Consider the following 17,599-nt stretch of genomic DNA (forward strand, 5'->3'; position numbering starts at 1 on the left):
GATAAAAACAAACAATCTAAACATTCGATCGTTTGCCGCGAAAATCGGTAAAATTTTTCATATTAGCCCAATTATATAATAAATGTATTCAAAAAAGGCACTTGAAATGAACAGCTTTGCTAATTTTTTATTGCCAATTCTGCGTGCTTCATTGTAGAATACCCTCCCAATCGAATAGCAGCATTTTGCTGACCTTTCATTTTAGTAATAATTAGCCGTAAAAAATAAAAACAAATGAGCAGTCTCCTATGGATGATTGCGTTTTTTTGCGCGCGCGTTTTACAAACGGATCGGTTCGCAGTAGTTGTATTCACGGTTGGCGAGCACCTCGCAGAAACCAAAAACACACGAGATTTAAAACATTAACCGTTTCTGAGGAACAAATATGAGCACCACAGTACGCACTTTAAACCCTGTCGCAGGCGCTTTGGCGTTAGCATTTGCAAGCTTGGCTTCAACATCAGTGATGGCCGAAGAGCAAGAAGTACAAGCCGAAAAATCAAAAATCGAAGCCATTACCGTTACGGCAACTAAGCGCTCACAAGTTATCTATGAAGTACCAATTGCAATGAGTGCGTTCTCTGGTGATGACCTTGATTCACAAGGTATCTCAGACATTACTGATGTGGGTAAATTTGTTCCAAACCTAAATATCACAGGCTTCTCAGCAGGCCACAACTCTTCAGCCAACCCGTTCATTCGTGGTATCGGTTTACAAGATCACTTAATCACGACAGACCCTGGCGTGAGCGTTTATGTAGATGGTGTATACCTTGGCCGCCAAGTTGGTCAGAACTGGAACCTTGCGAATATCGAGCGTATCGAAGTATTGCGTGGTCCTCAGGGCACTCTGTATGGTCGTAACTCAATCGGCGGTGCAATCAACATCATCACCAAACAACCAGATCAAGCTGCTGTGACCAAAGTAAGTGCTGAGGTAGGTACTCGTGGCCGCCTTAAAGGCAGTATTTTCACTAACCAAGCTGTATCAGAAGACTTAGCTTTTAACTTCAACATGGGCTTTAACCGCCGCGGTGGTTTAGGTGAGTTTGTAAACCTACCTAACGCTGAATATGATGTGGGCGAGAACCAAGAGTTCCACGGGCGAGTATCGGTAAAGTACAATGCCAGCGAAGACCTACGTTTAGTATTCACCGCCGATGCAAACGACGGTGAAGGCGGTACGCGCCCTTACACTACATTAATCGACGAATTACCAAATGGTCGTTTATATCAAAATGGTTTACGCAATGCTCAAACCACAGCGGACCCATACGACAATGCGACCAGCACCATAGAAACCTCAACTGTTTCTAACAAAGCAAATGGCGTGTCATTAACCGCTGAATACGATATCAACCCAGATTTTGGCACTAAGTTCATTTTTTCTAAGCGTTCAAGTGAATACAAAGCGGGTTTAGATGATGACAGTACAGCGGTTGCGCTCGACCACTACCCAGAGCGCGGTACAGCTGACCAAACTTCAGTTGAATTACAACTAACTGGCTATTTAGGCCGCACTGATTTTGTAACGGGTGTTTATTGGTTCAATGAAGAAGGCTCAAACCGTCAAGATTCATCGGAAGCCAGTTTCGATGGTGGCCCAACAAAGCTTGAACTAGACCAAGAAACTACGAGTCGTGCAGTATTTATTAACGTTGGCTACGATGCCACTGACGATTTACGCATCTCCGGTGGTGTGCGTTATACAGAAGATGAGAAATCAGCCTCTACCAATGTTTTCGACCCAGTTGGCACTATCTATTCAGAGCGCGAATGGGATGAAATTTCTTGGGAATTAGCAGCAAACTACACCTTTGAAAATGGTTTAAACTGGTACGGCACGGTGCAAACGGGCTACCAGTCAGGTCAGTTCCCTGCTCGTCCATACTTCCTAATCGGTCAGTTCTTCGGTGCAGGTGGCTTTGAAAAGCAAGAAGAAGCCGCAGCTGCGGTTCGTGCAAACAATGCCTTTTTGGCCAGCGATAACATCAGCGCTATCAACTACGAGACCGGCTTCAAGGGCCAGTTAACTGATGATTTCAGCATGAGCTTGGCGTTTTTCAATACTGAGTATGATGACCTGCCTTATCAGGTTAACGTCGTAACAGAAGCAGGTTTCGATACCAACAACCTCATAGTTGAACAAACCTCTCGTGGTGTAGAGTTCGAAAGTACTTACTATGTAACCGATAGCTTCACGCTACATTCAAGCTTTGGCTTTATGGATGTTGACGTACAAGAACAAGATGGTGTTAAACCTGTTGCGCCACTAACCCCTGAGTGGACCGCGTCAATCAGCCCGTCGTATGAGTTTGGTTTAAGTAATGGTGCAACGGTAACAACTCGTTTGGACATTTCATACCGTGACGACATGTACGGGGAGCCAAGTTCAGACCCTCGTCGCATGACGCAAATCGACTCGCGTACCACCACTAACTTTGATATTTCATATGCTCCAGCTAACGCAAACTGGGATATCTCGCTATACGGCCGTAACATCTTTGATGAGCGCTACGATGATGCGCGCTTAAATACTGGCGACTACATCTTAGTGATCAAGAGTAACGACGCTAGCGAGTTTGGTGTACGCTACAAAGCGACATTCTAAGCTCAACGCTTCATGTGAAAAATGCCAGCTTCATGCTGGCATTTTCTTACAAAGGGTTATTTTTCTTTATAAAAACTTTAATTTTATCCGCCGCATGTTGCTTTTGCGAGCTCATCATAATGGCGTGAGGCATATCACTAAAAGTTTCAAGCTGATAATTGAGCTTTCCTTCGAACAATTTAATGTGTTTTTTCGCGCCATCGATGTGAGTTTTAGGGTCTAAATCACCATGTAAAATAAGTACGGGTGTGTCTGACTTTGGTACCTTGGCAAAAAACTCATCTCGCTCATAGGTGGGCAACCGGTTTTCTGCAATAAGTTTTGGTAATGGGCTTGTAAAGTACAGTGCCGCCTCTTCTTTTTGATGCTGTGCTTTGGTTTTATCTAAACGAAGGTTGTTTTCAGCTGATGTGATCACTTGGCTCAACATAATTGACATACCCGCGTTTGTATAACCACCCGCAGCTTGTTGTGACCATTGTGTAAAATCTGTAATAGCCTTGTTTAAAGAGTCATAGTTCTTTTGCGTGACGTCATCCACAATACTTGGAATTTGCTCGCGCAAAGACTCATTATCTAACAACAACCCCAACATCTGAGAGAGTGGTACTTTTGGTAACTGTGCGTCAGCATCTGATAACAACGCATACTTGCTTTGAAATTGCGTTATTTTATCCAACACCGACTGGCTATTGCTCAAAATGCGTGACAAATACGCTTGTCCTACAGAGTTGACCACTTGCGAGCGATTTGATAGGTCGTGCGCAGCATCAAGCTGATGAGGCACCAAAGAATCAAGTACTACCGCGTCTAATTTTACGCTGCCAAGCTGCATCACCCTCAGAGCGAGCTGAGTGCCATATGACACACCGTAAACATATGTTTTGCCAGTGCTATAATTTGAAATCAGCTGACTGATATCATGTGCTGCATTGGTAATGCTAAAGCTTTTAACATACTCAGGGTTTTGATAGATATATTCAAAACACTGTGGCCATTCTTGTCCAATAATTTCGCCCCCTCCAAGAGAGTCTAACTTTTCTTGTGGACAAATCCTCGCCGATGCGCCCGTCCCGCGATGATCTGGCACATAAATATCCATATTCGGAAATGCTTTTTGGTACAGTGAAATATCACTATAAAACCCAGCACCAGACTCCCCTGGGCCTCCAGCAAGAAGCCATAGCGAACCTAAAGATTGTTTTGCTGGAAACTTACGTACGAAAAGCGTTACGCTACCTTTCGATCGTTCGCTATATTGCAATGGTAATTGTACTGTAGCACATACTGAATCTTTTAAGTGCGCGTGGTCAGAATCAAGCTGGCACTCAGAAAAGTCTGACGGGCTCGCTGCGTTACTAGCACTAATTGCAGCAGCAAACATTATTGAGAACATCGTATCCCTAATTTCATTATTGTTTTCTTTATAGCAATTTAACCTTTAAAAGGAACAAACTGTCAACATCAGCGTGATTGACTCGTTCAGCAAATCGGCCATATTTAAGCCTTCGAAATACTACTCATGTTCGCGCTGATAAGCTCTACTAATGAAGTAGACAAGATACGTTATTTTTCTCACCAAAAGCGAAGCTGCTATTGTGACCCCAGTAAAGTTAAAAATAATGAAGTGAACACAGGAAACTACTTCATAGGGTGACCTGTTTGCAAGGTAACATTTGATGATAACAACATAACACCTACAGCTTTACGTCATGATGGTATGACAGACAAAACAACAACGGGTTATCTTCTAGTACAACCACAATTTAAAGCGTCAATTGCATGTACCAACCAACTATTTGCTAGATAGGCTCTGGGTATGCACAGCAAAATGGTTGAAGTCATAAAAAAGTCAGCACAAGGCTGACATTTTGTAGTCAAGATAACTGGGTACCGTAGTAGATATTGATGCTATGAAATACCCAACAACTGCTGCTGCAACTCATGAATTTGGTCGCGTACTTTTGCCGCTTGTTCAAACTCTAGTTCGCGTGCGTGTTGCATCATTTTCGCTTCAAGTTCACTAATTTGTGCTGCTAGTTGTTTAGGATCGGAGTCCACCACAGCCACTTTTGGTTTTCTATGTAGTTTGGCTTTGGCAATGTCTGCCTGTGACACCTCCTCCCCCGTATCCATCACGTCGGTAATTTTCTTCACCAATGCCTGTGGTTCAATGCCATGTTCTTCGTTGTACGCTTGTTGAATTGCACGACGACGCTCCGTTTCGTCAATGGCTTTACGCATAGACTTAGTTATCACATCACCATATAGAATCGCTTTACCATTGAGGTGACGCGCTGCACGACCAATCGTCTGGATGAGTGAACGAGCGGAACGTAAAAAACCTTCTTTGTCAGCATCTAAAATCGCCACCAAAGACACTTCTGGCATATCCAAACCTTCACGAAGTAAGTTAATACCCACTAGCACATCAAATACGCCTTTACGTAAATCTCGAATAATTTCCATACGCTCAACCGTGTCGATATCTGAGTGTAAGTAACGTACTTTTACATCGTGATCGCTTAAGTAATCCGTTAAGTCTTCAGACATTCGTTTAGTCAACGTAGTTACCAATACTCTTTCTTGCTTTTCAACCCGCAGGTAAATCTCAGACAACAGGTCATCAACCTGGGTGGCAACAGGACGCACTTCCAATTGAGGGTCAAGTAAACCTGTTGGACGAATAACTTGCTCTGCGACATCGCCATTGGATTTTTCCATTTCAAAATCACCCGGCGTCGCTGATACATAAATAGTTTGCGGGGCAATGGCTTCGAATTCATCAAACTTAAGAGGTCGGTTATCCATAGCAGAGGGCAGCCTAAAGCCATATTCCACCAAGTTCTCTTTACGGCTTCTATCACCCTTATACATTGCACCAATTTGCGATACAGTAACGTGTGATTCATCGATGATCATCAGCGCATCATCTGGCAAATAATCCAGTAATGTTGGTGGTGGCTCGCCTGGTGCTCTGCCCGACAAATAACGACTATAATTCTCAATGCCCGAGCAATAACCAAGCTCGGTCATCATTTCAATATCATACTGTGTACGTTGAGCGACGCGTTGTTCTTCAACCAACTTATTATTTTCTAGTAGCTGCGCACGACGATCTTTGAGTTCAACTTTAATATTTTCAATCGCGCCAAGAATTTTCTCTCTAGGCGTAACATAGTGAGTTTTGGGGTAAATTGTCGCGCGAATGAGGTGTTTGTCTACCGCACCGGTAAGCGGGTCAAAAACACTGATACGTTCAATTTCATCGTCGAACATTTCCACGCGAATAGCGTAAGAATCTGATTCAGCAGGAAAAACATCAATTACTTCGCCGCGCACCCGATAAGTACCTCGGCTAAAATCCATATCATTACGGGTATATTGCAGCTCAGCAAGACGTCGCAGCATATCACGCTGATCAACATTATCTCCCACCTTAAGTAACAACATCATTTTCATATACGAGTCTGGATCGCCCAAACCGTAAATCGCCGAAACGGATGCCACTATGATGGTATCTCGACGCTCAAGCAGGGCTTTTGTTGCCGACAAACGCATTTGCTCGATGTGTTCGTTAATTGAAGCGTCTTTTTCTATAAAAGTATCACTGGCAACGACATAAGCTTCTGGCTGATAATAGTCGTAGTAAGAAACAAAGTATTCAACAGCATTGTCAGGAAAGAACTCTTTCATTTCGCCATATAGCTGTGCCGCCAACGTTTTGTTATGCGCCATGATAATGGTTGGCCGATTCAGATTACTGATAATGTTGGCCATGGTAAATGTTTTTCCAGTACCCGTTGCACCTAGCAGGGTTTGATGGGCAAGCCCCGCTTCCAAGCCATCACATAACTGAGCGATCGCTGTGGGTTGATCGCCACTAGGTGAAAAGTGCGAAACCAGTTTAAACTCGTCACTCATTAGGCAAACTCCTTTAATGATGCATCATGCATTCTGGCCAGATTGTGATTAAACCATTGATACGCGACACAAGCCGTCACTAGATTACCTATCGCCGCTCCGATAAATAAACCTGCTAAGTCACCTATCACAGAACCAATATAGGCAAATGGTACATAAAAGATAAACAGACGAACCACACTCAGTAATAAAGCATTCATAGGTTTATGCAAGGCATTAAAAGATGAGTTAGTTAATATAATAATACCTTGTAAACCATAGCTCAGCGGCATGATATAAATAAACAACTCTATTACCCTTACGACTTCAGGTTCGTTACCAAAGGTTCGACTGATCACCCCTGAAAAAATAAATAAAATTAAATAGATGGCTAATTGCCACAACAGCACGAACTGAAGCGTTCGGCGGTACGCCAGCCTAACCCTATCGTATTTACCTGCGCCATAATTTTGACTAACAAACGGGGGCAGTGTCATAGACAGCGCTAGCACCACTAGGCTGGCAATAGACTCAATACGACTGCCCACTCCAAATGCTGCGACAGCCTCTGGGCCATAGCCCGCTACTATGGCCGTCATCACAGCCATAGCCATCGGCGTGAGCATATTGGCCCCAGCTGCAGGAAAACCAATTTTTAAAATTTTACGACTCGCACTTATCACGCCTTGTTGACCACCATGGAGACTCAATAAACGCTTTTTGATTGCCAACAGATATAAAATGATCACCACCGCCACAGACCAAGCTATAACACTGGCAATCGCCGCACCTTTTATACCTAGTTCTGGAAACGGGCCGACACCAAAAATAAGCAGCGGATCCAACAGCGCATTGATTAACCCTGCAAAACCCATAATAAAACTCGGAGTTTTCGTATCGCCGCTGGCACGCAACACTGAGTTACCAATCATGGGAGTTATTAAAAATACGCTACCTAAAAACCAAATGGAGATATAGTCATATATATAAGGCATTACCTGTGCACTAGCACCAAGTAATTTAAAGATAGGCTCAATGAATGCAAAACCTATAGCCGATAGCGAAAACACAAACACTGCTGATATAAGCAAAGAAATAGTTGCATCAAACTTAGCTTCTTCTATTTTATTGGCACCGAGCGCCTTGGCAATCACCGCAGATGTACCGATCCCCAAACCAATGGCTAAGCTGATAACTGTAAATGTCACTGGAAAGGTAAAACTGACCGCAGCTAGCTGTTCGGTTCCGAGTAAACTGATGAAAAACGTATCGACTATATTAAACATCATCAGTGTGATCATGCCGAAAATCATAGGGATGGTCATTCGTTTCAAAGTACTAGCAATGTCCCCGTGTAAGATATCATTGCCTTTATCTGGATTGTGCACTGACGACATATTAATGTGTATTCTCCTATTATGGGCCTGGCATTTTAGATCATCCCCGACTTTAAACCCAGTCAATTAAGCCACGATTTTACCTCTCGTCGACTACCATACCGAAAATCAGGATCGAAGGCGTTTGCCTATGATAGACCGGCCTAACCCTTAAAAATGTGCAAAACCCCCTTAAATGACAAATTAGTTACACATTTAACAACCTCGAGTATTTTTTTTGCACAACAAAAGTGCGTTTTGGTCATAAAAAGTTCACTTCTATCAAAAACTGCGCCAATAATAAGCGTTTTTAGTAACGTATTGATTTTTAGATGAAAAAATAATTGTATAAAACATATTGAAATGCTCGCAGGGCTCTATTTTCATAGCGTTGACACACTTCTTAAATATTAATAAACAATGTTATCCACAGATTCCGTGGATAACTCAATAAACACCAATAGAATAAAGGGCTGTAGAGTGATCATTTCTGACACGTTAATAATTATAAGTTGATCTGACAAATTAAAGCGACGATTTCGACGCTTGATCTTTGTATAAAAGCGGCATCGCCTTCGTTCCTTTTATAAATACATTTTATTCCACTTAGCAGCATAAAAAACTTACCCTTTGATTATTAATAAGTTTTTAAAACTGACAGATAATCTATGCAGATTTACTCAAAGCTCTCGTCGCAAAATTTCTATTCACACAGGGAATCAGGGTAATTTTCATCCCCCTTGGTGGTGATCTTTTATGAAAGATCTTCATATGCGAATTTAGATCACAAAGAAAAGTTTATAAAAAATGCAGTTCGATGTTTTTTTAGCTCAAAAGCTTAATAATCACACATTTTGTGTCTTTGACTTGATATGGAAATAATCTCGCCCTCCTCTTTTTTCATCCCAACCCCGTATTGAGTGACATAAATTTCAACAAATCGGATAGAAAAGCAGCGAATGAGAGAGTTTTTTAGTTTTATGACGTTTTATTGGTTGACACCTTGCAAAGGGGTCATTAATATTTCGCCCCGTTGAGAGATACACGCTTCCCCCTTAGCTCAGTTGGTTAGAGCGACGGACTGTTAATCCGCAGGTCCCCCGTTCGAGTCGGGGAGGGGGAGCCAAATTTTTCAATGTAACGATTCCCCCTTAGCTCAGTTGGTTAGAGCGACGGACTGTTAATCCGCAGGTCCCCCGTTCGAGTCGGGGAGGGGGAGCCAATCGTTAATGTAATCGTTCCCCCTTAGCTCAGTTGGTTAGAGCGACGGACTGTTAATCCGCAGGTCCCCCGTTCGAGTCGGGGAGGGGGAGCCACATTACACTCTCTTCTTTACATATTGTTCCCCCTTAGCTCAGTTGGTTAGAGCGACGGACTGTTAATCCGCAGGTCCCCCGTTCGAGTCGGGGAGGGGGAGCCAATATCACATTTAAATAGACATTCAAGCCCTTTTGCACTACCCTACAACAGCTTAGATCCAATCAAAAAGATTTTGATTTATTGCAGTTTTTTTCCCTCGGTTTTAGATAAAAATAATGGCTGAATAATGGCTAGTTTCAAGAAACTCGTATTGTTACAATTTTTCTCATGGTTGATGTTTTCACTCCTTGGTGTGCTATTTTTTGCATCGAGCTTCGACTCGGCAATAAGTAAAGCACAACAAAGTGCTCAATCTATGGTCACCCAGTACATCCATGATAAAACAATGGCCGAAGTGACACCTCAGCACATTCAAACCGCCCTCGCCGACGGAAAAGTCTTTTCTACGTTTATAGTACGTAACTTTAACGGTGAAACAGTTTTAAATATTAGCGAACCAAGTTCACTACCATTGTTGGCAAGCATGATCGAGTCCAGCATTAATGCTGTCAGACCGCAGTTTGCCGTAAATAAGACCAAGGATATTAAAATTGAGTTTGTGATCAACGCACAAAGTCAAGGCCAACTATTGCAGCAAGCTATGTTATTAACATTTGCAGTGACTGCCCTGCTTGCGTTTATTCCTATTTTTTATATGCGTACCATTTATCGTCGCCTTATTCGTAATGTAAGTACCACTGTTGCTGATGCCGTTGATGTTTACATCACCCGCAACCAAAATTCAGCAAACATTGACAGTGAGTTTGATACCGAAGAAATGCAGTCTCTAGGTGCCGACCTCACGCCCTCTTTTAAACGTCTCGCGCATTTTTTAAAGAGTAAAGAACACGATATAAAAAGTGCCGCACAAAGCATAAAACAAGAAGCTTATAAAGATGTGATCACGGGCCTTGGCAATCGCAACATGTTTGTTGAACACTATGAACATCATATTGAGTCTGCGACGAAGAAGACCTTTGGTAGCTTGGCTATGATCCGCTGTAGTGAGCTACAAATCATAAACCAAACTCGTGGCTATCAAAAAGGTGATGAATATATCAAATCTGTGTCAGACATCATCAAGCACGTCAGCGGTACCTATACAGGCAGTCAAACTTTTAGGCTAAACAGCTCTGATTTCGCCGTACTTCTACCCAATGTGCCTTCTAAAGAAGCGGAACACTTCGGTGAGACGTTACAGGCGAGATTCACCCAATTCCAACAGAATCAAGAGCTTAGCTCGGTAGCAAATACAGGTATAGTACCTTACGAAACAGGTAAACCGCTAGGTGAGCTGCTTTCTGTGGTTGATAACGCAATGAGCATGGCACAAAGTAAACAAGCCAATGCTTGGCACATCCAACGAGAGTCAGACCTTGTTAACAACGTGGGTGCTGGTTTTGGTAATCAAAACTGGCGCAAAGTGATCAGTGAAGTAATAAGCTCAAAGCGTGTTGCGCTGATGATGCAAAATATCATGCCGGTAGGTAAAAACACAAAAGCCTATGCCGAGATCCAAGCACGCTTTAAAACCGAAGAAAACCAAATGTTGCCAACGGCTTCATTTTTGGCAATGGCTGAAAAGCTCGAGATGGCCATTGATATTGACCGCTTAATCATTGATACCTCTTTGGAACTCATCAAGACACGTAACTTTACTGAGAAATATTTTGGTATCAACGTCACAGCATCCAGTGCCCATAGCGACCAATTTGTGATTTGGTTAGAACGTCGTTTACTTAAAGACGCTAATATTGCTTCTAAACTCATATTTGAAGTGAGCGAGTTTGGTCTGCAGCAAAATATTAAAGCTAGCAAACGCTTTATTGATATGGTTCATCGTGTTGGTGCACGTATCACGGTAGAGCGCTTCGGTGTTGGTTTAACTTCCTTCAAGTTCTTCAGAGACCTTAAACCGGACTTTATTAAGATGGATGCAAGTTATACCCGTGGCTTAGAAGAAGATAAAAACAATCAATATTTCATGCGCTTAATGGTCGATTTAGCACATAGGATCGGAGTAAACGTGTTTGCTGAAGGTGTTGAAACACAAGAAGAAAAACATATTGTTGAAACGCTCTGCTTAGATGGAGCACAAGGCTACTATATAGAAAAGCCCAAAGAAATTTAGCCACACGACCCTATTTTGCAAATAAGGCCATTTTATATGGCCTTATTTATTCTTTCACATTGGGTAAGTGTCAACAATTCAAGGCATACGTGCTCTGTCATAGTTTTTTATTCTGTCATTTTTTTATGATCTTGGCGCACAAAATTGCTAAAATCACGGCCATCTAAAACTCACCTCAGTTTTTCGCAAAAGGGGCAGCAATGACTGAATATATCATGTTGCTTATTGGCACTGTGCTGGTAAACAACTTTGTTCTGGTTCAATTTTTGGGACTTTGCCCATTCATGGGGGTCTCCGGAAAGTTAGACACAGCTGTGGGTATGTCTTTGGCAACCACGTTTGTGCTTACTTTGGCATCTGTAACCAGCTATTTAGTCAACCAATATATCCTGTTACCACTAGAACTAACGTTCCTAAGAACCATGAGCTTTATTTTGGTGATTGCGGTTGTGGTGCAATTTACTGAAATGGTGGTGCGCAAAACTAGCCCCACACTATACCGGCTATTAGGCATTTTCTTACCTCTGATCACCACAAACTGTGCGGTGTTGGGGGTGGCTTTATTGAACATTAAAAAGGATCACACCTTTATCGGTTCCGCAGTTTATGGGTTTGGCGCAGCCGTTGGTTTCTCTTTAGTGTTGGTTTTATTTGCTGCAATGCGTGAACGATTAGCAGCTGCTGACGTTCCCACCCCTTTTAAAGGTGCTTCTATTGCAATGATAACCGCAGGGCTTATGTCGCTTGCCTTTATGGGCTTTTCTGGATTAGTGAAATTATAACCATGACTTTGTTTTATGCCTTAATTGCGCTGGGCTCACTGGCGCTTGTATTTGGACTCATACTCGGCTTCGCCGCAGTCAAATACCGTGTTGAAAGCAACCCTATCGTTGATCAAGTAGATGCAATTTTACCTCAAACACAATGTGGGCAATGCGGTTACCCCGGATGTCGTCCCTACGCTGAAGCAATAGCCAATGGCGACGAAATAAATAAGTGTCCACCAGGTGGTGAAGCCACGGTAAAAAAACTGGCTGATTTAATGGGTGTTGAACCTAAACCATTAGCCGGGGGTGAACAAGCAGAACCTGTAAAAACAGTAGCTTATATTAGAGAAGATGAGTGTATTGGTTGTACCAAATGTATTCAAGCCTGTCCGGTTGACGCCATAGTCGGCGCAACAAGACAAATGCATACGGTCATTGACGATGAATGCACTGGCTGTGATTTATGTGTGGAACCTTGCCCTGTTGATTGTATTGACATGCTTCCGGTTGAGCAAACCAAACAAACCTGGAAATGGCAATTGGACGCCATTGCCGTTAAACAAATAGATTAAGAGGTTTAAGTGGACTCGTTACTTGAACAAATCGAACGTGGTACCCTGTGGCAATTCCCGGGGGGCGTTCACCCACCTCAGCAAAAGTCACTGTCTAATCAGCAGCCTACAGCAAGGTTGCCATTACCAGACAAGCTTGTATTACCTCTTAAACAGCATATAGGTGCTAATGGCCAGTTATTGGTTAAAGAAGGTGACAAAGTACTAAAAGGTCAACCGCTGACTAAACCCACAGCAAACTGGTCACTCCCCGTGCATGCGTCAACATCCGGTGAAATCACAGCAATTAAACCATTGCCTTCAGCACATCCTTCGGCTTTGCCAGAGTTGAGTATTGTTATTGCACCCGATGGCAACGACACTTGGTGTGAACTTAATCCCGTCAGTAATTTGCACGAACTCAGCCACAAAACGCTCATTGATATTTTACACAATGCCGGAATTGCAGGTATGGGAGGCGCAGGTTTTCCAACCTATATTAAAGCCGATAGCCACCAGCCAATAGAATTTCTTATTGTTAATGGCGTTGAGTGTGAACCTTATATCACCGCTGATGACCTCTTAATGCGTGAACATGCAAAAGAAATTGTGCAAGGCATTGAAGTAATGCAGCAACTGCTCAAACCGCAACGTATCCTGATTGGCATTGAAGATAACAAACCTGAAGCAATTGCTGCGATGCAACAGGCAAGTACACATAATACTAAAATTCTAGTACGACCCATACCAACAAAATACCCATCTGGTGGTGAAAAACAGCTTATTCGCGTGCTCACATCGAAAGAAGTGCCAAGCGCCGGGATCCCTGCAGATATTGGTGTACTAGTACAGAATGTCGGCACCCTGTTCGCTATTAGTGAAGCAATTTATAAAGGTAAGCCTCTGATTGAGCGTGTTGTAACTGTCACGGGTAACACAATTGGCAAACCACAAAATGTTTGGGCGCTTATTGGCACTGAAATTAAACACCTGCTTGATTGCCAAGGCTTTACTCCCGTATCTGAGCAACGTGTTGTGATGGGTGGTCCGATGATGGGCTTTACGTTACCTACGGTACGTATTCCGGTGGTAAAAACCACAAACTGTATCTTGGCCCCTGACAATCAAGAACTAGCTGAGCCTGGCGATGAAAAAGCCTGTATTCGTTGCAGCGCTTGTGCTGATGCCTGCCCACAAACCTTGCTCCCTCAACAGTTACAGTGGTTTGCCAAAAGCAAAGACTACGACAAGCTAGAAGCTTACAATCTATTTGATTGTATCGAATGCGGTGCCTGCTCTTACGTATGCCCCAGCGAGATCCCTCTGGTGCAATATTACCGAGTAGCTAAGGCTGAGATCAGAGAACAGAAACTAGATCAGATCAAAGCGGAGCGAGCTAAAGAGCGTTTCGAAGCTCGCAAAGAGCGATTAGAACGCGAGCAGCAAGAAAGACAAAATAAACATAAACGTTCAACCTCTCGTGCGGCCAAACCTGACGCTGAAAAAGCCAAAGTAGCTGATGCTCTTACCAGAGTAAAACAAAAGCAAGGTGATAAGTCGGCAGTACAAGCAGCGATTGAACGAGCTAAGGCGAAAAAAGCCGCTGATGGTAGTTTAGAACCTGATAACAGTGAAGTTGCATTGGAACGAGCCAGACGCAAAGAGCAAGCGCGGCAGTACAAGGAGCAAAAGCATTCCGAAGACACTGCTGTAAATGAAAATTCGAATGAGAGCAGCAGTAAAAAAGACGCCGTGGCTGCTGCCATAGCACGCGCTAAAGCGAAAAAAGCTGCGCAGCAGGCCGAGCAACAAAGCGAGCCGCCGCAACACGCGCAAGCCTCTGACTCTGATGCACCAAAAGCAGGTGATGACCCGCGCAAGGCCGCCGTGGCTGCTGCCATAGCACGCGCCAAGGCAAAGAAAGCCACGCAGCAGGCCGAGCAACAAAGCGAGCCGCCGCAACACGCGCAAGCCTCTGACTCTGGTGTACCAAAAGCAGATGACGACCCACGCAAGGCCGCCGTGGCTGCTGCCATAGCACGCGCCAAGGCAAAGAAAGCCGCACAGCAGGCCGAGCAACAAAGCGAGCCGCCGCAACACGCGCAAGTCTCTGACTCTGGTGTACCAAAAGCAGATGATGACCCGCGCAAGGCCGCCGTGGCTGCTGCCATAGCACGCGCCAAGGCAAAAAAAGCCGCACAGGCCGAGCAACAAAGCGAGCCGCCGCAACACGCGCAAGCCTCTGACTCTGGTGTACCAAAAACAGATGACGACCCGCGCAAGGCCGCCGTGGCTGCTGCCATAGCACGCGCCAAGGCAAAGAAAGCCGCACAGCAGGCCGAGCAACAAAGCGAGCCGCAGACAGAGCCTGCGCCTCAAAGTGAAGATAAATCAGACTCAGAGCCACAAACGCCAGAGCAAAAACGTCAGGCAGCCATCAAAGCCGCTGTCGCTAAAGCAAAGGCTAAGAAACAAGCCAAAGAACAAGAAGGAAATGATCCGTCATGAAACTAAGCATGGCCTCATCCCCACACAATCACAATCATAAAAACCTGAGTAGACTGATGCTTACGGTCATCGCGGCCTGTATTCCTGGTATTATTGCTCAGTGTTATTTCTTTGGTTTTGGTGTGATTGTACAACTGCTTTTAGCGCTAATCACCGCCAGCCTCAGTGAAGCCTTGATGTTGAGCATTCGTAAACGACCAGTTTGGCCAGCCCTTAGTGATGGCAGCGCTTGGTTAACTGCTGTGTTACTGGCTATCAGTATTCCGCCGCTTGCCCCGTGGTGGGTGATTGTGATCGGTACAGTGTTTGCTATTGCCATGGTTAAACAGCTCTATGGAGGGTTAGGTTTTAATTTGTTTAACCCAGCTATGGCAGCTTACGTGTTATTACTGATCTCGTTCCCAGTACAAATGACAAGTTGGACACCTGTCACCAGCCTGCTTGCCCAACCGCTGAGCTTAGCTGATCAAGTAACACTGATTTTCTTCGAATACTCAGCAAATCATCAAGACCTACTCAGTGCGATGACATCGGTCGATGGCACGACCATGGCTACACCGCTTGATACCTTAAAAACAGCTGTATCACAAAACTTTACTGTGACTGAAGCGATGATGGGTGAACAATTTACCGCCTTCGCTGGCATTGGTTGGATGTGGGTTAACCTCGCTTTCCTAGTTGGCGGCCTATTTTTATTAAAAGCAAAAGTGATTAACTGGCATATACCTGTTGCGCTACTTGGTACACTGGCATTTTGTTCCGCCATTGGCTTTATCATTGCACCTGGAAGTCATGCTGGCAGCTTATTTCACTTGCTTAGCGGCGGTACCATGCTAGGTGCATTTTTTATCGCCACTGATCCTGTGTCGGCCTCCACCACAAATCGTGGTCGATTGATTTACGGCGCTTGCATCGGCTTGCTGGTATATTTGATCCGCAACTACGGTGGTTATCCGGATGCCGTTGCCTTTGCGGTGTTAATTATGAACATGGCAGTGCCTTTAATCGATCACTACACGCAACCACGCACTTACGGCCATGGAGTAGCAAAATGATAGCGCAATCTATGTATCGAAATGGAGCGATTTTAACGGCCTTTGCACTGGCAACTACAGGCAGCGTAGCAATAGTACAATCAATGACCGCACAACGGATTGCTTTACAGGAAAAGCAGCACCTGATGCAGCTATTAGGGCAAGTTTTAAGCACCGATGAATATGACAATACCTTGTATCTAGACTGCACCCGTAGCAACGCGCCCGAACTTGGGCCCGGTTCACCACATATTATTTATCGTGCAACCAAAGCAGGACAGCCTGCAGCCCTATTAGTACGCCACGTTACACCAAAAGGTTACAGCGGTAATATTGATATTTTAACTGCCGTTAAAGCCGATGGCAGTATTAGCGGAGTGCGCGTCACTCGTCATGAAGAAACTCCAGGCCTTGGTGATAAGGTAGAGCTGGCAAAGTCTGATTGGATCACCACATTCAACGGTCTCACTGTTAACGCAGATAACGCAAAACAATTCGCAGTTAAAAAAGACGGCGGTCAATTTGACCAGTTTACAGGGGCCACTATCACGCCGCGTGCCGTTGTTGCCTCAGTGAAACAAGCTGTGGAGTATACACAACAAAACTTTGCCGCCTTATTTGCAGCTAAGAACCTGTGCAATGGAGACGTACAATGAGTGAAATGAAAACCTTGTTCAAAGAAGGTGTGTGGGTAAACAATCCCGCCCTTGTACAACTATTAGGGTTATGTCCACTGTTGGCAGTTACAAGCACAATTACCAATGCGCTGGGACTAGGGCTGGCAACTTTGTTAGTATTGGTGGGCTCTAATGTGACCGTTTCAGTGGTACGTAATTGGGTCCCTAAAGACATTCGTATTCCTGTTTTTGTTATGATCATCGCAGCGTTTGTGACCATAGTACAACTGTTGATGAACGCCTATACCTTTGGTTTATATCAATCCTTGGGAATATTTATCCCTTTGATTGTGACTAACTGTGCCATCATCGGCCGAGCAGAGGCTTTCGCCTCTAAAAACAACGCACTACTTAGCGCTTGGGATGGCGTTATGATGGGCCTAGGTTTTGCCATCGTATTAATTGTGCTCGGCACCCTACGTGAGTTGATTGGCCAAGGTACCCTGTTTGATGGTGCAAACTTGTTACTGGGCCCGTGGGCTGCTAGTTTGCGAGTGGAAGTTTTTCAGTTTGACAGTCAATTCTTAGTAGCGATTTTACCACCAGGTGCATTCCTCGGCTTAGGGCTACTGATCGCCGCTAAAAATGTAATTGATGCACAGATTAAAGCAAAAGCGGCCCCTTCAACAGAGCCAGAAAAAGCGCCCAGAGCTCGCGTCACTAGTTTAACGTAAAAGAATAA

11 protein-coding genes and 4 tRNA genes are annotated in these 17,599 nt (G+C 44.2%); 12 read left to right on the forward strand and 3 right to left on the reverse strand.

Annotated features, from left to right (window positions below; translation table 11 throughout):
* The first annotated feature begins 385 nt into the window (after positions 1 to 385).
* Entirely contained in the window at positions 386 to 2,611 is a 2,226-nt protein-coding gene (locus tag BIW53_RS16455; RefSeq protein WP_070993138.1) for a TonB-dependent receptor, read from the forward strand.
* 46 nt (positions 2,612 to 2,657) lie between these two features.
* On the opposite strand, the gene BIW53_RS16460 is transcribed toward BIW53_RS16455, so the two are convergent.
* The 3 genes from BIW53_RS16460 to BIW53_RS16470 form a co-directional block, all read right to left on the reverse strand.
* Positions 2,658 to 4,007 carry an alpha/beta fold hydrolase gene (locus tag BIW53_RS16460; protein WP_070993139.1) on the reverse strand — a complete coding sequence of 450 codons (1,350 nt, stop codon included), beginning with the start codon at positions 4,005 to 4,007 and terminating at the stop codon, positions 2,658 to 2,660.
* Positions 4,008 to 4,522: 515 nt separating this feature from the next.
* Positions 4,523 to 6,535 (reverse strand): excinuclease ABC subunit UvrB, encoded by a 2,013-nt coding sequence (uvrB, locus tag BIW53_RS16465; protein ID WP_070993140.1) that lies wholly within the window; start codon positions 6,533 to 6,535, stop codon positions 4,523 to 4,525.
* A complete protein-coding gene (locus BIW53_RS16470; RefSeq protein ID WP_070993141.1) occupies positions 6,535 to 7,911 on the reverse strand; it encodes an MATE family efflux transporter in 1,377 nt (458 codons plus the stop codon). The genes uvrB and BIW53_RS16470 overlap by 1 nt, the downstream gene beginning before the upstream one ends.
* A gap of 1,028 nt (positions 7,912 to 8,939) precedes the next feature.
* On the opposite strand from BIW53_RS16470, the gene BIW53_RS16475 reads away from it, so the two are divergent.
* From BIW53_RS16475 to BIW53_RS16525, 11 genes are all read left to right on the forward strand, one after another.
* Positions 8,940 to 9,016: transfer RNA gene (locus tag BIW53_RS16475), tRNA-Asn, on the forward strand.
* Between the two features lie 19 nt (positions 9,017 to 9,035).
* Positions 9,036 to 9,112, forward strand: a tRNA-Asn gene (locus tag BIW53_RS16480).
* 17 nt (positions 9,113 to 9,129) lie between these two features.
* Positions 9,130 to 9,206: transfer RNA gene (locus tag BIW53_RS16485), tRNA-Asn, on the forward strand.
* A gap of 27 nt (positions 9,207 to 9,233) precedes the next feature.
* Positions 9,234 to 9,310, forward strand: a tRNA-Asn gene (locus tag BIW53_RS16490).
* 126 nt (positions 9,311 to 9,436) lie between these two features.
* Complete coding sequence (locus tag BIW53_RS16495; RefSeq protein ID WP_070993142.1) at positions 9,437 to 11,380, forward strand: EAL domain-containing protein; 1,944 nt, start codon at positions 9,437 to 9,439, stop codon at positions 11,378 to 11,380.
* A gap of 200 nt (positions 11,381 to 11,580) precedes the next feature.
* Positions 11,581 to 12,162: an electron transport complex subunit RsxA gene (gene rsxA / locus BIW53_RS16500; RefSeq protein ID WP_070993143.1), complete on the forward strand. Its 582-nt coding sequence runs from the start codon at positions 11,581 to 11,583 to the stop codon at positions 12,160 to 12,162.
* Positions 12,163 to 12,164: 2 nt separating this feature from the next.
* The gene (gene rsxB, locus BIW53_RS16505) at positions 12,165 to 12,719 is read left to right on the forward strand and encodes an electron transport complex subunit RsxB (protein WP_070993144.1); all 555 of its coding nucleotides are present in this window, start codon (positions 12,165 to 12,167) and stop codon (positions 12,717 to 12,719) included.
* 9 nt (positions 12,720 to 12,728) lie between these two features.
* The gene (rsxC, locus tag BIW53_RS16510) at positions 12,729 to 15,206 is read left to right on the forward strand and encodes an electron transport complex subunit RsxC (RefSeq protein ID WP_070993145.1); all 2,478 of its coding nucleotides are present in this window, start codon (positions 12,729 to 12,731) and stop codon (positions 15,204 to 15,206) included.
* Positions 15,203 to 16,261: an electron transport complex subunit RsxD gene (gene rsxD, locus BIW53_RS16515; protein ID WP_070993146.1), complete on the forward strand. Its 1,059-nt coding sequence runs from the start codon at positions 15,203 to 15,205 to the stop codon at positions 16,259 to 16,261. Before rsxC ends, rsxD begins: the two co-directional genes overlap by 4 nt.
* Entirely contained in the window at positions 16,258 to 16,896 is a 639-nt protein-coding gene (gene rsxG / locus BIW53_RS16520) for an electron transport complex subunit RsxG (RefSeq protein ID WP_070993147.1), read from the forward strand. Before rsxD ends, rsxG begins: the two co-directional genes overlap by 4 nt.
* Positions 16,893 to 17,591 carry an electron transport complex subunit E gene (locus BIW53_RS16525; RefSeq protein WP_070993148.1) on the forward strand — a complete coding sequence of 233 codons (699 nt, stop codon included), beginning with the start codon at positions 16,893 to 16,895 and terminating at the stop codon, positions 17,589 to 17,591. The genes rsxG and BIW53_RS16525 overlap by 4 nt, the downstream gene beginning before the upstream one ends.
* The last annotated feature ends 8 nt before the right edge of the window (positions 17,592 to 17,599 follow it).

Origin of the sequence: Pseudoalteromonas byunsanensis (assembly GCF_001854475.1) — a bacterium.
Classification (GTDB): Bacteria; Pseudomonadota; Gammaproteobacteria; order Enterobacterales; family Alteromonadaceae; genus Pseudoalteromonas; species Pseudoalteromonas byunsanensis.